A 15,303-nucleotide genomic window follows, 5' to 3' on the forward strand; every position below is an offset into this window, starting at 1 on the left:
CTCCATAACGATAAGGCAAGGCTCAATTTTCGCGACAAAGGGCAGCAAGTCTTTGCGTCTAAGCATTTTCTTTTTGATTAACTTGCCTGCTTTATCGACACCAACAGCATGAAAAACAGACTTTGCGATATCTAAACCGATTGTAGTAATCTTCATAGGTGGACCCGTCCTCTTTCTGATGAGTTTTAGCGACTACATCGTGGCCCATTGCGAGGCCGATTAAAAGTGGATGGGTCCATTCCATTATCCATGTTAAATAGCCAGCTCGATATCCATATCTCGCGCTCAAAGCGGCCGTAGGCCTTCGCCCTTGGATGCTCCAAGACGCCCCCAACGGAGTTGAAAGCTCCTTGTGCTCATTGCCAAATTTGCTATCGCTTCCGAAGGATGCGCTTTACATCCATGTAAAGCCCTCCAGTTCGGCAGTCCTAGCCTCTCGCTCATAAGCGCGAAAATCACCGATGTTCATTCGCCCCTGCACCTGCGAAAGCTAGTCGGTCATCCATGACCGAACTCACGCACTCTTTATTAAATCAAGAGCTCTATTCGCCCTGCGGCAACTCCGAGTGGAGGTGTATTCCTTGGAGTTTTGAGTCGTTAGATAGCGATTGATCAGCAAAAAATAAGCGCGAAAAATGAGAAAGCTAAAACGATATCAAGTGATTACCCATCAAACTGTATAAAAAACCGCTACCGCAAAAAAGCAAATTCCTATAGCATCATTTATACCCATTTACATGGATGTGGCAGTGGCCATATTTGAGATTTAGTCAACAAGCGATTTATGCCCTGCAAACAGCGCAGCGCATAAATACTAAGACGTTAACTGCTACCTAGAATTGAGATTATGCGCGTAAAACTAAAAAAGATAGCCGACAATTTGAGCGATGAAGAACATTCATCTATCGCGGATGAAATACGCCAAGGAAAAATCGATGGTATATCTCTATCATACTTAGGTGGTGCTTTTGGTCCTACATGGTCTGCGGGTAACGATTACAGTTTAGATTTCCTGAAACACTATTCGGGCATTAGAGCTTTAGAGATTTTTCTTCCTGCGCTAACAAGTATTGATGCTATTGCTGAGCATGTAAACGATATAGAGTTTTTGAGTCTGGGAGAGCTTAATAAAAAAACTGTATCTTTAATGCCTCTATCAGATCTGAATAAGTTAAATTCTCTGAGTTTGGTCAAAAATAAGAAAGATATCGATTCTATAGCTACGCTCACTAGCCTTAGAGACCTAACCCTTTCAGGGTATCAAGAAAAACAAATAGAGCATGTTGCCAGTCTGAGTAATTTAGAAAGTTTATATTTGGGTTTCGGCACATTTGAAGACCTAAATGCTATTAAAGGATTATCTAAGTTAACAAGCCTAGAAATACTTTGGGTAAAGAAATTACACGATCTAAGTGCCCTGGAAAACCTGACATCTCTTGAGATATTGCATTTAAGTACTCTAAAGCAAGTTACATCCATTCCAGATGTTTCCAATCTAAAGCACCTTAAGAGCTTGGTCATGGATACCATGAATGGACTTTCCTCTTTGTCAGGTATTAAAGGTAGCTCAATTAACGAATTGGCTGTAATTAATTCGAAGATAGATCCTGTATTGTTTTCTGAGCTAAATAATAGTTTGCCAGTGCTGCAGCGGCTTGTACTTGGTCTCGGAACTAAAGGGAAAACAAATGAAGCATCTAGTTTCTTTGATAGTTCCGTTATATGCGACACATTTAATGATTTAAAATACAGTACAGCCAGAGGCTATAGAATTGAGTTCTGCAGTTAACAAGGCGCTGCAGTCGGACAAATTTTCCGCTGCGCGGCGTTAGGCATACACAATGAGCCGTAGATACCTTAATCTTCAAGAAGCCGAGTCGGCGCTTAAGCGAGGGAAAGCAGTTGAGTGCTTTCTTGGTGGCTGTGAACGGGATGGCCGTGCTGGTATTCAGTGGCTAAGCGTTCGAGGTCCCAAATCCGAAATAGATGTTTCAGTTTACGAAACTGCTGATTTGGGTGATGAATCATTCCTTAATATTTATGAGTTTGGTCCACTAGATCCAGACCTAGAGCTAGAGGATGCCAATGAGGTCAAATCATTCACTTCATTTGGCCAAGCGATAGAGTTTATTGAGCAACGATTCGCAGGATCATCTGAAAGGTTATTGAACGAGTTTATGATTCAAGATGAATATGCCGACTATATTTCGAGGGGCCGGAAGTAGAAATGCCTAACAATCGCAGGCACAGCGACGGCCTTTTCGTTGCAGCTCCGCCTTCACTACAAAGCCGCGCGTGCTGCGGGCGTTAACTTTATGGAAGAACTATGCACCCTCAAGCACCGCTTAAATTTTGCTATCAGGCCCTTACAAAAAAGGCGGCAAGCTATTATCGCTGGTGGGTTATCGGCACTATGTTACTTGTTCTTGCTGCATTCGTTGGTGTTACAGCTTTTGAAATGGCTGAGTGGTTATTATTTTTAACCTTTGTCCTTGCAGGGATGGTAATGACTATCACAACGCTAAGGCTTTTCTTAGTGAAACTATTTGAAGAGAATGCTGATGCGATTAATCTGTTCTCTAGTTATTTTCCGTCTCTGCTAGGCACCCGTAGATTGGAGTTAGCTTGTAAGATAACAAATTCAGTTTATTACGGAGTGTTTTATCTTTGTTGTTATTTCTTGTTGGCAGCTATTTTTTTGTTCCCGCTGTCTTTAGTTGTAGAGTATGCAAAAAGTTAACAAGGCAAGTCAGCATCGCACCTTCGGTGCTGGACTGGCTAACGCTCGCCGCTTGCGGCGTTATGTTCTCAGGGAGAGGTTGTGAATTTGGAGCACTTTTTACGAGCCGTGTTTATTGCTATAGCAATATGTTTTGTTCCAATTATGCTGTTTTACTGGAGTAATGAATCTGACTTAATAACAATGGATTTTAAATACCTCTATGGATCAATACGTTTTGTTTTAGTGTTCTATTTTATATTCTCAATTATTGGATGGATGTTAATTGGCTTTCCTGTGCATTGGGTGGCAGTAAAGTTCTTTAATCAGAATAAATGGTGTTATTTTTTAGGGATTCTAGCTTTCGGTATTCTGATTTCACTACCTTCTATGAAAATTGAATTGTTTTTGTTTTATGCAGGTATTTCGGGATTACAAGCAATCTTATTTTTGTGGTGGTTAGCAAGAGAACATAATAAGTTGCTTAAACGGACGTAAAACAGTTGGCTTGCGTTTGTAAGGTGATAACCCATAGGGATTTTAATCCGAACTCCACGAATTAGAGTAAAAAACTAGCTCACTTTTGTACAAATGTGAGTTATAACATTTTGTGGAAATGACTATTCATGTAACATTATTCAGTCGGTTTTAATTCGCGAAATAAAAAGAGCATTAAGGATGAACTTAATGCTCTTTTTTATGGATAAATGCCTGCTCAAACTGTATTGCGGTAATGGGTTTACCGTAGAGGTAGCCTTGGCCTAAGTCGCATTCCTCGTGGCGAATAAAGGCATCTTGTTCTAGGGTTTCTACGCCTTCGGCGATCACTTCCAAGTCCAGTTTCTTACCAATGGCAATAATTGCCTTTGTTAACTCTCTATTTTGTTCGTTTTCTTCGAGTTTACTAATAAAGCAGCGATCGATTTTTAAGGTGTCGAAAGAGTATTTTTGTAAATAACTTAAGGATGAGTAGCCTGTGCCAAAATCATCTAGGGAGATGCGGATACCGAGTTCTTGTAGTTTTTGGATGACATTGTGGGCAATGTGCTCATCCTGCATCAGCATGCCTTCGGTAATTTCAAGTTCTAAGGCGGTGGGGGGCAATTGATAGAGGGTGAGTAAGTCGGCTATGTGTTCGCTAAAGCGGGGATTGCGCATTTGCAAAGGGGAAATATTGATGGCGATTTTAAACTCTTGGCCTACCTCGCGACACCATTTTGCCGCCTGAGACAGCGCGGTATGCAATACAAAATTGCCAATATCGATAATCTGGCCATTACGTTCAGCTAAGGCGATGAATCTGTCTGGGGCGACATTGCCAAGGATGGGATTATGCCAGCGCAGCAGGGCTTCGGCACCAATCACTTGCTTCGTCTTTAAGTTAATAAAGGGTTGGTAATGCAGGCTTAACTCGTTCTTGTTCAGTGCATCGACCAAGTGGGATTCCAGTTGATAGCGTAGGTTTAAAGCGGCTTGCGTATCTTGATTAAAGAAGCTGTGAGTTGAGCCATCAGCCTTGCTGATCGTCATGGCCGCTCCGGCTTTTTGCAGCAGGATGGCGGCATCGATACCATCCATAGGCGCTTGTGCTATGCCCATGCTCGAGGGAATCGTGATTACAAAATCAGCCACACCAAAGGGCGTGTTACAGCAGTTAAGCACTTTATTGATGAGTTTATTGGTTTCGTTATTCGAAGGTTTGTGGGCTTGAATAATCACAAATTCGGCGCCAGCGATGCGGGCGATAAAGGTGTTTTCATCGGTATAGTGCTGTAAACGTTGGCTGAGAATAGTGAGAATTTTATCGCCAATCAGGTAACCATAACTGTCGTTGATGGATTTGAAATTGCGCAGCCCAAGATAGAGTACTGAAATTTTTTCTTTGCGATTCACTTTTTCGAGCATGATAGACAGACTATTAATCAAATTGATGCGATTGGGTAATCCCGTCAGTGGATCATAGCTTTTATGGTATTCCAGTGAGGTTTCGGTGGAGGTGCGGTTTTCGATTTCTTTGATGAGCTTGCCGCTAAGTTCGGCGAGTTCATGGGTGCGCTGTTGTACTTTTTGCTCTAGCTGCTGATTGTGCAGTTGTAGCTTAGCCTGTTGATAAAGGGTGACTAGGTTAGCTTCGATACCATTTTGAAACCGAGCGAGTAAGCTGCGAAAAGATTGGGGGTAATTATGCTCTTGGCTATCGAGCATGCAGATAGTGCCAAAGGCACTGCTATCTGGCCAACGTAAAGGTAAACCACAGTATGCGATCATGCCGAGTTTAATGTCAGGATTTTTGTCCCAGTTTTTATCCTTTAGGGCGTTAGGAATGTGGAGTTCCTTACCTTCTTTGATCACTGTTTCGCAGTAAAGCCCGTGGCCTAAACTGTCTTTATCATGTTTTTTATAGGGATTACCTTGGGTGCGGCTCGAGGTAAAGACCTCAATATCGGTTTGATGGACACGCATGATCAAAGCGGCGGGGGTGTCGACTAATTCAGAGAGCAAATCTAAGGTTTGTTGCCAGTTATCAACCATTTCTTGGGGAACAACGATTTTGTCTGTGTCGATAGCAATGTCGGCAAATAAACGATCTTTTTGAGACTGGTTAATGGCGAGGTTGTATGGCATGAATGCTCAGTCCTAGAGGCGCGATACTATTCATAAACTATAGTCTTTTTACTCATGATGTGAGTCTTTTCGGTAAATTTAGTTACTGCAAAATCTCGGTTCTATCTTAAATACTGCGCTGTTAGATCTCTTAAGTGTTAGGTAAGAATTCAACGGTACTCTAACACTAAATGTTCTGGTTTTTGGATTTATTAGTGAATAACTATCTGAAAGATAAAGTTATGATGACATTTATGGATTTTGCTAAGGGGCATTTAATTACGCCGCTTTTAGTGTTTGCAGTGATCATAGTGGGGCTTGAATGGACTCACGCTGATATGAAAGTCGCGACTTTGTTATTTCATTGGCAAGGGGGCATCGACTCTTGGCCATTGAGAGGATATTGGTTGACCGAAGATTTACTGCATGTCACTGGGCGTAACTTTGTCATCTTGCTGGCGGTGAGTGTCGTAGTCGGCATTGCCTTTAGTTTTCGAAGTGACAGGGTAAAACCGTACCGCAAGGGCCTGATTTACCTATTTAGTAGCGTATTGGCGAGTGTGTTGCTGGTCCGAATTGGCAAGAGCGTTACTCACATGACCTGCCCGTGGGATGTGATTGAGTTTGGCGGCCATATGATACATTCATCCTTGTTTTCTCGTTTACCTAAAAGTGCTGAGTTTGGTCAATGTTTCCCGGGTGGTCATGCCAGCGGCGGGTTTGCTTGGGTTGCCTTGTATTACGTGCTGCGTGAGTATCGCCCGCATTTAGCTAAGTTTGGATTAATCTTTGGTTTGAGTTTAGGCCTAGTATTTGGCATTGGCCAAGAGTTACGCGGCGCCCACTTCTTGAGTCATGATTTATGGAGTTTAGCCATAGCATGGACGTCCGCTAGCCTACTCTACTATGTGTTTTTTCTGCGCTCGCCTGCGTTTAGAAAGTCTAAATTGGTCGCTTTGGGTCAAATGTTCAAGGTTATAAGTAGTGGAATACCGCAAAAATAACGAGCTGCGAAGCTAAAGCCCTGAGTCCTTATTGGGTTCAGTGTTTTTTTATGGCTTAAAATCTAAATTCGAAGCGCATATCAGGTCTGCGTAGGCGAGATCTTTCATCTAACAGTTGGTTTTTTTCGTTGAGTAGACTGTTTTTCTGTTTCAATAAGTCAGCCTTGTCGGTGAGATTATTGATCTTGCCATCAAGACTGCTTATTTCTCTCTCTATGGTATTTAAGCGATCGGCAATCTCAGTTAAACGTTTGTTGGTCAGGTATTGTTGATGGCCTTGGTTATAGCGCTCAACAAACTGGTTATTACTGCAAACCCCATAATAACTTTCTCCCGCTAAGCCTACGCGGTAGCCATTTTCTGGCACGCAGTAACTGGCTAACCCTTGCTGGTATCCTTGTTTCCACTGCGCGGTATCGACACTGAGATTAAATTCACGACAATCTTTTTGATATTGATTTAATTGCCCAGAACTTGTCCCACGGTTGCCATCGGCAAGCCCAAGGGCAAACCAATCACTATTGGCGCATTCTTCAATCGATAAGCTGCTGCATTGAGTCAGGGATAGGACTGAAAGTGCGAGGAAAATGCTGGGATAGTGCATGGATAAGTTCTCTATATGTTGTGGTGTTTAGGATAAAGGCTCTTATGGGGGAGATCTAGCTATATATACCGCCATTTATACGGTCATAGATGAGCTTTGTTGGGCAGAATCCATCACAGTTTAGCGGATGAATGCATGATAACCAGCTGATATTGTGTTAGTTTGTGGTTAACTCTTTAAATGTCTGCTTTGGTGCTCGCTATGATTTCACTTATTTCATCTGCGTATTCAGCTTCATTACCGGCAGTTAAGTCGGCTCATCAATCCCTTGATACCGCCGAGCCAAGCGGACTTAAATCCTTTACCTATGGTGCATTAGGGCTGGCAGCTCCTAAAGCTGAGGTCAGTTTTGATGGCAATGCAAGGAGTAAAATATCTGAGCCTAGTGCGGATGATGTAGATGACGTTAAGAGTTCAAACGACACTTATTACAGTGCAGGCCAAATATTGAAAGCGGCGGCGACTGTGGGCAGTGTGATTGCCTTGTTTGTTTGAGTTAAGTTCCTGCACCAATTTAGCTCTGGGTATTATTTCAACGGGCTTGGATTGGCATATTCGCCGTGGAATATGGCTTGTCGTTTTGAGTCTGATTTTATTGGGGTGAGCATAAAAGAATATTCTTTTAGTTAAAGCGGTATTTTCAGTCTCTTTCTTTGCCAAAGTGCTGAGTAAATCTGGTATTGTGTTTAACACGCAAGTGCATTAGTTTTTACTTAAAATTCGTTTAACAATCCTAAACTATATTCATCAAACTTCCGCTGGAGACCGCTTTTGTATGAAGATTTGCCCGCAGTATTCCATATCATGCCTAAGTAAGGTATAAGGGCGCTATGAAAACTCCGAAACGAATCCAACCCCTGGTTGATGAAGGACTGGTCGATGAGGTCATTAGCCAGTTAATGAGCGGTAAAGAAGCGACTGTGTATGTTGTACGCAGTGGTGATGATATCCGCTGTGCCAAAGTCTATAAAGAAGCGGACAAGCGCAGTTTTAAGCAAGCTGTGTTATATCAAGAAGGCCGAAAAGTCCGTAACAGTCGTCGCGCGCGCGCGATGGAAAAAGGGTCTAAATTTGGCCGCGATCAGCAGGAAGAAGCTTGGCAAAATGCTGAAGTTGAAGCACTTTACCGTTTAGCGAATGCGGGTGTGCGTGTGCCAACGCCTTATGGTTGTTTCGATGGCGTGTTGCTGATGGAGTTAGTGACGGATGCCGAGGGCAATGTCGCGCCGAGATTAAACGATGTTAGTATGTCGGCAGAAAAAGCCTTGAAGGATCATGCGTTGGTGATGACCTATGTCAAACGTATGCTCTGTGCTGGGTTAGTGCACGGTGACTTGTCTGAGTTTAACGTGTTAGTTGACAGTGAAGGGCCAGTGATTATCGATTTGCCTCAGGCGGTCGATGCCGCGGCGAATAACCATGCCAAATGGATGTTAGCGCGTGATGTGAATAACATGACTCAATACTATGGTTTGTATGCTCCTGAGCTGCTAAAAACACAATACGCCAAAGAAATTTGGGCCCTGTTTGAAGCCGGTGAATTGAAGCCTGAAACACCATTAACGGGTGAGTTTACCGAAGTGCTGGTCGAAGCCGATGTTAGTGCGGTCTTGGAAGAAATCCAAGCAGCCTTTGAAGAGGCACAAGAGCGTAAGCAGCGGATCCAAGAGGCAAACGAAGAAGACTATTAATCGTCAGTCGTTGTTTTTCACCCATAAAAAAGACGCTCAAAGTAGCGTCTTTTTTATGCTAAAAATTAAGTGAATTATTATTTTTTGTTATTGATTTTATTATTGTTATTTAATTTTTGGCGTTAGCCAATCCTTGGCTTAATCCCCGATGGAAGCTGGGGCCATCCTTGTTGCTACAAACAAGCTAGCAATCATCGAACAGTGTGATAAAAGGACAAGAGCTGAGAGATAAATATGTTCATGACTTGGGGGAGCACAATTCACATATTTAATCTTTGGGGAAGACAACTCCCTCAATCCTTGCCGAAACCTTGGTAACTCTTCAGTCAATCTATGTAATACCAATCACGGCCTTCCTTGGCGCACCACACTCATTGCAGTGCTGGATCATCATTGATCCTGTGAATAAAATGACAAGGCCAGAGAGAGAAATATGTTCATGACTTGGGGGAGCACAATTCACATATTTGATCTTGGGGGAGATAACTCCCTCCCTAGTCTTGCCGAAACTTTTGCATTGTCCTTATCCGTTTGTTGCTGTTAATACTATTTCCCAATCTTCGCTGGGTTCATCAATTTGGACGACAAGGCCGGACTAAAAAGGGCGCTGTTATTATTGTTGTTAGCACATCTTTTACATCGTTAGCGTTATCAGCAGGGCGATATGCAATCTCGTCCGGCCTTGTCTATTCGGGCACGTTTAGCTTGTTGTACAGGCACTCAATTGCCATGTAGCACTTAACCTATCGTGCGTAGCTCATGATTGAGCTGTTTAATTCTTTTCTGTAGCTGGGCAATCTCACTCATTAATGCGCATTCTCTTTGCTGGGGTTGCAGATCGCTTTCTCGCACCCATTGGTAGACTGCCTTGGCAGATAAACCGTATTGACGTGCAACATCCGACAGTAAGCGACCTTGTACTTTAACCTCGGTGATAACATGTAGCTTGAGACTATTTTCTGCGATTCCCATGAGCGTTCCCTCTTTTACTGCCTTAGAACCAAAATATGACCGTTTGCGTTGCCTTTTATTGATAATAGTGAAGCTGTTCTAAATCCCACTGGCTCAGACCTAGATGGCGCAGACAAATCCATTCGTGGCGACATAGTGCGATAAAGTTCATGACCGTTTTCATACTTCCTCCTTTATGACCCTAAATACTCGAGCCCATTTTCTGTCTCGATAGGTCCATTTAATTTGGATTAATCCTGTTGAAGTTGACTCTAGTTTTCGGCGATGTTTACCGCGTCTGACTGTCTACTCACTTAGTAGTATGTAAAATTCGTGCCAATATTCTAGTTTTTATTTTAACCTTTAAAATCATTGCATTGCGACTTCGATTAAAACGACGTGATTTTTTAGTGCTGCCAATAAAGGTGCAAGGTGCACTATTTCGGTGCCATAGACTTGATATGAAATTGGGCGGTACAAGCCATGATTGAAGCCCGAAATCTGTATCTTTGCTGACTAAAATCTGGATTAGCATAATTGAAGATGGATAAAGGATTGTCTCCAGCGCAATTGCTTATATACTGCCTGCTTTGTGGCAATCCCTAGGTCATTCGAATTACCTAATGGACGTGATATTTCTTGCCCTTTTGAGCGGTATTCACAGTCATCAATCATATAAAGAGGTTATAAATGATGAAGTGTTTTCAGGCAGTGCAATCTAAACCATCCCTGTTAGCCATAGTGGTATTGACGACCGCGCTAGTTGCATCGGGTTGTACAACAATCAATCCCTATTCAAACGAAGAACAAACCGCTAAAGCTACCAGTGGCGCATTGATTGGTGCCGTCGCGGGTGCCGCAATTGGGGTGGTATCTTCGAGCAAGAGCGACCGCGGTAAAGGTGCCTTAATTGGTGCTGCATCGGGCGCTGCAGTCGGTGGTGGTATTGGTTATTACATGGATGTGCAAGAGACTAAATTACGCCAACAATTAGCCTCAACGGGCGTGAGTGTGACCCGTAACGGCGATAACATCATTTTGAATATGCCTAATGAAGTGACCTTTGGCGTAGATCAAACCGAGTTAAGCGACGGTGCTAAACGCGTGCTGAATTCAGTGGCGGTTGTGGCCAAGGAATACAGCAAAACGCAGCTCAACATATTAGGTTATACCGACAGCAGTGGTTCAGACTCTTACAATTTACGTCTGTCACAGGTCCGGGCTAGCGAAGTGGGTAATTACTTGATGAGTAAAGGCGTTGCCTCTGCCCGTGTAAAATCAAAAGGTATGGGTGAAGCGAGTCCTATTGCATCAAATGCCAATGCAAATGGCCGAGCACAAAACCGCCGCGTTGAGATCGTACTAATACCAACAGGTAAATAGTCTGGTCTAAGCGCAAAGTTCTCGCTGAAAAAGTCGCCTAGGGCGACTTTTTTGTTTTCAGTGGTGGGCTAATTGAGTGATTAGCTTGCCGTGCTTCAATTAGACAATTTGTCCTTTATGAAGCGCACCTTGAGTGACCTGCACCACAAACATATCACTGCTAATTACCTTGGGATGACTTCAGCTTGATCCCTTTATCGATTTCACGTTCTGTATGGGAATAAGTCACAAGAATGACTTTTAGTGCCTAAAGGAGAATATGACTATGATAAGCAAAAATGTGTTAGTAGCCTTGAGTTTAAGTCCTGTCATCATGGTGACTGCTGTACAAGGAGTGCCGATGAAAGCCGAACTGACCACAGGAGTCGCGCCGATAGAACTGCGCGCCGCAGGCAGTTTAAAGGCTGCGATGAGTGATATTATTGCTGCTTATCAAGCACAGTCGCAAATGAGTGTTGTAGCGCAATATGCGCCCTCAGGTTTATTGTTAAAACGTATTCAAGAGGGCGAGAAAGTCGATATCTTTGCCTCGGCGAATATGAAACATCCACAGGCATTAGTGGATTCAGGTCAGGGCGAAGCAGTGCAAATGTTTGCCCGTAATCAACTCTGCGCCATTGCTCAAGACACAGTTCAGGTGACGAGTGCGACGTTACTCGATACCTTGTTAGATCCTAAGATTAAAGTCGGTACCTCAACCCCGAAAGCCGACCCCGCGGGTGATTATGCCTGGGCCGTTTTTGCTAAGGCCGAAGCGGTAAAACCCAATGCGAAAGCCGCGTTAGAGACCAAGGCATTACAACTGACGGGCGGCCCTGAGAGCGTTAAACCGCCTAAAGATCGCAACCCCTATGGCTGGGTGATGGAAAACAAGCAAGCGGATATCTTTTTAACCTATTGCACTAATGCTGTGCTGGCTAAAAAAGAAGTGCCGAGTTTACAAATCATCGACTTACCGCAGGAACTCGCCGTGGGTGCCGACTATGGTTTACTGGTTTTACAAGGCGCTAATACTGCCGCTAAGCCGTTAGCTGAGTTTATTCTATCGACCAAAGGCCAAGCGATTTTGAGCAGTTATGGTTTCCAACCTCCGGCAAAATAGCCTTCTTTAGTTTTCCTGCGGGATAAAAAACGGCACCTTTGAGGTGCCGTTTTTGTTATTAGCTCAAACTGTTAAAGCGTTAGTTCATCAAGTAGAGCGTCGCTAACCCGAGGAAGGCGAACAGGCCAACCACGTCAGTGACTGTGGTGAGCACCATACCGCCAGCGAGGGCAGGATCGATTTTAAGTCGTTTTAAAATCAATGGAATACTCGCACCTGCAAGCCCAGCTACTGTCATATTGATCAGCATGGCGCTACCAATTAAGCCCGCCAGTGCCATATCATCCTTCCATAGCCACACGGCGACAAAGACTAAAATCGACCACATCAAGCCATTGAGAAAACCAATCGATAGCTCTTTACCGATAAGCCAGCGGGCGTTGCTTTGGCCGATATGGCCTAAAGCAATACCACGGATCACGAGCGCTAAGGTCTGATTACCGGCAACACCGCCCATGCTAGGGACAATCGTCATTAGGATGGCGATAGTGGCAAATTGCTCAATAGTGCCTTCAAACATATTGCTGACCGACGAGGCGAGCAGGGCGGCGAATAAGTTAATGGTGAGCCAGAGCGAGCGACGTAGGGTACTTTTTAGCACAGGACCAAAGGTATCTTCATCTCCGTCCATCCCCGCCATACCCATCATGGAATGTTCAGCATCTTCGCGGATAACATCGACTACGTCATCGATTGTGATACGCCCGAGCAGCTTACCATCACAGTCGACGACAGGTGCCGATACCCAATCATTGCGTTCGAATTTCTGCGCGACTTCGCTGTCGGACATGCTCACCGGAATACTTTGAATATTGGGATCCATGATATTGCGAATTGTGGTGCTTGGCGCGCAAGTCAGCAGATCTGCCAGCCTCACACCGCCAAGGACTTTGTCCTGTTTGTCGACCACATATAAGGTATCTGTGGTGTCGGGTAGGTTGCCCCTTTGCCGAAGATAGCGCAGCACCACATCGATATTCACATCGGGTCTTAGGGTGACAGTATCTGTGTTCATCAAGCTGCCGGCGGTCTCATCTGGATAAGATAGGGCTTGTTCTACCCTCAGGCGATTTTGCTCCGTCATCGACTGCAACACTTGTTTGTAAACGGCGTCGGGAAGACTTCGCAGAATATAGGCGAGATCGTCGGTGTCCATGCTTGCTGTCGCTTTCGCGACTCGCTCAGGGCTCATGCTGCGGATCAGTGGGTCTTTGAGTTCTTCACTCAACTCATCGAGTATGTCGCCTATTTGTTCCTGATCGATGAGCTGCCACAGTACTTGTCTGGCACTTGGCGGTGATGATTCTAAGATCAGCGCGATATCTGAGGCGGCCATTTTTTGCAGCATATTGCGCACGTGTACGAACATGCCGCTGCTAAGCGCTTGGTTTAACTGGTCAAGACTATGTCCGGTGTGATCGTTTTCTACATTATCTACGGGCATTTGTCCTCCATTGTGCGGCAAATTGGTTTGAGATCTTGGTGTTGGGCTAGGATTTAGCGGTGACTAAGCGTCAGTCGATGACACAGATTAAGGCGGCTAAGGTAAGGCCAGCGCAATGACCGCTAGTGTAATCGCCAGTAGCTTGTATCGTCGAGCGACAAATGTTTTGCCATGTCTGAATGGCAAGTTTTTTAAACTAGACATGAAGTGAAACTAACGATGAAGTGCTTAGTGTGAAGTGAAACTAACAGGCTTCGTCAAACTTAGCGTCGATTAAGGCACAAATGGCATCGAGAGCCGGCTCTGCATCTGGGCCTTCGGCGATAAGCTTAATGGTTTTACCCATACCAGTTTCAAGCATCAGTAAGCCAAGTACACTGGCGGCCGATGCTTGTTTATCGCCTTGGATTAAGGTGATGGTCGCATCAAACTCGGAAGCCAGTACCACCAACTTAGTGGCGGCACGGGCATGTAAACCGAGCTTATTACAGATAGTTATCTGACGTTCAAGCTTTGGCATTATTGAGCTCTCGATGACGGGCATACACTTTATGTTTACCGTTACTAAAGCGTTTGGCCAATTGCTCTGCGACGTAAACCGATCTGTGCTGTCCACCTGTGCAGCCAATGGCCACAGTTAAATAACTGCGATTGTTACGCTCGAGGTGCGGCAGCCAAGTCTCCAGTAAATTTTCGATTTGCCAGATGAACTTATTGACCAGTGGTTGGCGATTTAAGAACTCAGCTACGGGTTCATCCAAGCCAGTCAATGGCCGCAGCGCCAACTCCCAGTGGGGATTGGGCAGAAAGCGTACATCGAACATAAAGTCTGCTTCGGTGGGCATTCCGTGCTTAAAGCCAAAGGACTCGAAGTTGATCACGAGTTCTTTATCGACACTACCAAGGAGAATTTGTCTGACTTGGTCGCTTAAATCATAGATATTCAGATTCGACGTATCTATGTAGTGATCGACCAGTTTTGACATAGGCTCGAGCAGTTTCCCCTCCAGCTTTATCGCTTCTTGCAAAGACACTCGGCTCTTCGACAAAGGATGCAAACGGCGGGTTTCGCTGTAACGCTTGAGCAGAATTTTATCGCTGGAGTTAAGGAAGAAGCTCGTTAACTCAGTATCTGGAGGTAGGCTAGCGAGTTGTTTTACTAAGACCTTATCCTGCTCAGGCATGTTACGCACGTCGACACTGATGGCGACGAGATCGTTACTGCCTTTGAGTTGCTCAAGCAAACTGCCAATCAATGGCAAGGGAAGGTTATCGACACAATAATAGCCGAGATCTTCGAGTACCCTAAGGGCGACAGATTTGCCTGAGCCTGAGCGGCCCGACACTATGACCAGTTTCATCCAGTGATTACCTGATAGAGTTCCGTTTCATCATGCGTCTTGCGTAATTGCTTTAATATTTGCTTGTCGCTCAGCTTTTCGGCCATGCAAGACAAGGTACTTAAGTGCTGCTGACATTGGTCTGCAGGCACCAGTAGTGCAAATAAAATATCAACAGGTTGCTTATCGATAGCATCAAATGCTATCGGCTCTTCACACTTAATTAGTATGGCAATGGGCTGATCTATATCGGCTAGTCGACCATGTGGAATGGCGATGCCGTTACCTATACCTGTGCTCCCCATCTTTTCGCGCGCCACTAGGCTTTCGAATATCTCTTGAGATGAGAGGGTCGGGTACTGGGCAGCGACTAAGTCGCTGATGAGTTCCAGTACCTTTTTCTTGCTGCCCGGAGTGGCGCAGGTAGTGCACTCCGGCCGCAGTATGGTACAAAGTTCCAT

16 protein-coding genes and 1 pseudogene are annotated in these 15,303 nt (G+C 44.6%); 9 read left to right on the forward strand and 8 right to left on the reverse strand.

Annotation, left to right across the window (positions count from 1 at the left end):
• Positions 1-156: pseudogene (locus L5M51_RS20410) on the reverse strand (IS110 family transposase); the annotation flags it as partial.
• Between the two features lie 691 nt (positions 157-847).
• On the opposite strand from L5M51_RS20410, the gene L5M51_RS20415 reads away from it, so the two are divergent.
• The 4 genes from L5M51_RS20415 (at position 848) to L5M51_RS20430 (ending at position 3,217) form a co-directional block, all read left to right on the forward strand.
• Positions 848-1,789: a hypothetical protein gene (locus tag L5M51_RS20415; protein WP_263174377.1), complete on the forward strand. Its 942-nt coding sequence runs from the start codon at positions 848-850 to the stop codon at positions 1,787-1,789.
• Positions 1,790-1,841: 52 nt separating this feature from the next.
• Complete coding sequence (locus L5M51_RS20420) at positions 1,842-2,225, forward strand: hypothetical protein (protein ID WP_168825517.1); 384 nt, start codon at positions 1,842-1,844, stop codon at positions 2,223-2,225.
• 101 nt (positions 2,226-2,326) lie between these two features.
• On the forward strand, positions 2,327-2,740 hold the full coding sequence (locus tag L5M51_RS20425) for a hypothetical protein (protein WP_168825515.1): 414 nt from the start codon (positions 2,327-2,329) through the stop codon (positions 2,738-2,740).
• Positions 2,741-2,821: 81 nt separating this feature from the next.
• Entirely contained in the window at positions 2,822-3,217 is a 396-nt protein-coding gene (locus L5M51_RS20430) for a hypothetical protein (RefSeq protein WP_263174380.1), read from the forward strand.
• 186 nt (positions 3,218-3,403) lie between these two features.
• Here L5M51_RS20430 and L5M51_RS20435 read toward each other — a convergent pair whose 3' ends face one another.
• Positions 3,404-5,344: a GGDEF domain-containing protein gene (locus L5M51_RS20435; RefSeq protein WP_263174381.1), complete on the reverse strand. Its 1,941-nt coding sequence runs from the start codon at positions 5,342-5,344 to the stop codon at positions 3,404-3,406.
• 224 nt (positions 5,345-5,568) lie between these two features.
• On the opposite strand from L5M51_RS20435, the gene L5M51_RS20440 reads away from it, so the two are divergent.
• On the forward strand, positions 5,569-6,327 hold the full coding sequence (locus tag L5M51_RS20440) for a phosphatase PAP2 family protein (protein ID WP_263169213.1): 759 nt from the start codon (positions 5,569-5,571) through the stop codon (positions 6,325-6,327).
• A gap of 55 nt (positions 6,328-6,382) precedes the next feature.
• Here the strand turns inward: L5M51_RS20440 and L5M51_RS20445 are convergent, their stop codons facing one another.
• Positions 6,383-6,931: a DUF2799 domain-containing protein gene (locus L5M51_RS20445; protein WP_113939984.1), complete on the reverse strand. Its 549-nt coding sequence runs from the start codon at positions 6,929-6,931 to the stop codon at positions 6,383-6,385.
• 180 nt (positions 6,932-7,111) lie between these two features.
• Between L5M51_RS20445 and L5M51_RS20450 the strand changes: the two genes are divergently transcribed.
• Positions 7,112-7,426, forward strand: a complete 315-nt coding sequence (locus L5M51_RS20450) for a hypothetical protein (protein ID WP_168825509.1) — start codon at positions 7,112-7,114, stop codon at positions 7,424-7,426.
• A 335-nt stretch (positions 7,427-7,761) separates the two neighbouring features.
• Positions 7,762-8,622 (forward strand): PA4780 family RIO1-like protein kinase, encoded by an 861-nt coding sequence (locus L5M51_RS20455; protein ID WP_028759534.1) that lies wholly within the window; start codon positions 7,762-7,764, stop codon positions 8,620-8,622.
• Between the two features lie 738 nt (positions 8,623-9,360).
• Here L5M51_RS20455 and L5M51_RS20460 read toward each other — a convergent pair.
• Complete coding sequence (locus tag L5M51_RS20460) at positions 9,361-9,594, reverse strand: transposase (protein WP_168825505.1); 234 nt, start codon at positions 9,592-9,594, stop codon at positions 9,361-9,363.
• A gap of 672 nt (positions 9,595-10,266) precedes the next feature.
• Between L5M51_RS20460 and L5M51_RS20465 the strand changes: the two genes are divergently transcribed.
• Together L5M51_RS20465 and L5M51_RS20470 are read left to right on the forward strand one after the other, a co-directional pair.
• The gene (locus L5M51_RS20465) at positions 10,267-10,956 is read left to right on the forward strand and encodes an OmpA family protein (protein ID WP_212600161.1); all 690 of its coding nucleotides are present in this window, start codon (positions 10,267-10,269) and stop codon (positions 10,954-10,956) included.
• 265 nt (positions 10,957-11,221) lie between these two features.
• Positions 11,222-12,058, forward strand: a complete 837-nt coding sequence (locus tag L5M51_RS20470) for a molybdate ABC transporter substrate-binding protein (protein WP_263174384.1) — start codon at positions 11,222-11,224, stop codon at positions 12,056-12,058.
• A gap of 79 nt (positions 12,059-12,137) precedes the next feature.
• On the opposite strand, the gene mgtE is transcribed toward L5M51_RS20470, so the two are convergent.
• From mgtE to ptsN, 4 genes are all read right to left on the reverse strand, one after another.
• Positions 12,138-13,502, reverse strand: coding sequence for a magnesium transporter (mgtE, locus tag L5M51_RS20475; RefSeq protein WP_263174386.1), 1,365 nt, complete (start codon positions 13,500-13,502; stop codon positions 12,138-12,140).
• A gap of 244 nt (positions 13,503-13,746) precedes the next feature.
• Positions 13,747-14,022, reverse strand: coding sequence for an HPr family phosphocarrier protein (locus tag L5M51_RS20480; protein ID WP_006083073.1), 276 nt, complete (start codon positions 14,020-14,022; stop codon positions 13,747-13,749).
• Positions 14,009-14,863 (reverse strand): RNase adapter RapZ, encoded by an 855-nt coding sequence (gene rapZ / locus L5M51_RS20485; RefSeq protein ID WP_105251390.1) that lies wholly within the window; start codon positions 14,861-14,863, stop codon positions 14,009-14,011. The genes L5M51_RS20480 and rapZ overlap by 14 nt, the downstream gene beginning before the upstream one ends.
• Positions 14,860-15,303: a PTS IIA-like nitrogen regulatory protein PtsN gene (gene ptsN / locus L5M51_RS20490; protein WP_006083071.1), complete on the reverse strand. Its 444-nt coding sequence runs from the start codon at positions 15,301-15,303 to the stop codon at positions 14,860-14,862. The genes rapZ and ptsN overlap by 4 nt, the downstream gene beginning before the upstream one ends.

The sequence above is a fragment of the Shewanella sp. SM73 genome (assembly GCF_025653795.1).
GTDB lineage: Bacteria > Pseudomonadota > Gammaproteobacteria > Enterobacterales > Shewanellaceae > Shewanella > Shewanella oncorhynchi.

Coding starts and splice junctions, on each gene's coding strand:
- L5M51_RS20465 (WP_212600161.1), top strand. CDS start 10,267: ATGAAGTGTTTTCAGGCAGTGCAATCTAAACCATCCCTGTTAGCCATA.
- ptsN (WP_006083071.1), bottom strand. CDS start 15,303: ATGGAACTTTGTACCATACTGCGGCCGGAGTGCACTACCTGCGCCACT.
- rapZ (WP_105251390.1), bottom strand. CDS start 14,863: ATGAAACTGGTCATAGTGTCGGGCCGCTCAGGCTCAGGCAAATCTGTC.
- L5M51_RS20420 (WP_168825517.1), top strand. CDS start 1,842: ATGAGCCGTAGATACCTTAATCTTCAAGAAGCCGAGTCGGCGCTTAAG.
- L5M51_RS20445 (WP_113939984.1), bottom strand. CDS start 6,931: ATGCACTATCCCAGCATTTTCCTCGCACTTTCAGTCCTATCCCTGACT.
- L5M51_RS20440 (WP_263169213.1), top strand. CDS start 5,569: ATGACATTTATGGATTTTGCTAAGGGGCATTTAATTACGCCGCTTTTA.
- L5M51_RS20455 (WP_028759534.1), top strand. CDS start 7,762: ATGAAAACTCCGAAACGAATCCAACCCCTGGTTGATGAAGGACTGGTC.
- L5M51_RS20480 (WP_006083073.1), bottom strand. CDS start 14,022: ATGCCAAAGCTTGAACGTCAGATAACTATCTGTAATAAGCTCGGTTTA.
- L5M51_RS20415 (WP_263174377.1), top strand. CDS start 848: ATGCGCGTAAAACTAAAAAAGATAGCCGACAATTTGAGCGATGAAGAA.
- L5M51_RS20450 (WP_168825509.1), top strand. CDS start 7,112: ATGTCTGCTTTGGTGCTCGCTATGATTTCACTTATTTCATCTGCGTAT.
- mgtE (WP_263174386.1), bottom strand. CDS start 13,502: ATGCCCGTAGATAATGTAGAAAACGATCACACCGGACATAGTCTTGAC.
- L5M51_RS20460 (WP_168825505.1), bottom strand. CDS start 9,594: ATGGGAATCGCAGAAAATAGTCTCAAGCTACATGTTATCACCGAGGTT.
- L5M51_RS20425 (WP_168825515.1), top strand. CDS start 2,327: ATGCACCCTCAAGCACCGCTTAAATTTTGCTATCAGGCCCTTACAAAA.
- L5M51_RS20470 (WP_263174384.1), top strand. CDS start 11,222: ATGATAAGCAAAAATGTGTTAGTAGCCTTGAGTTTAAGTCCTGTCATC.
- L5M51_RS20435 (WP_263174381.1), bottom strand. CDS start 5,344: ATGCCATACAACCTCGCCATTAACCAGTCTCAAAAAGATCGTTTATTT.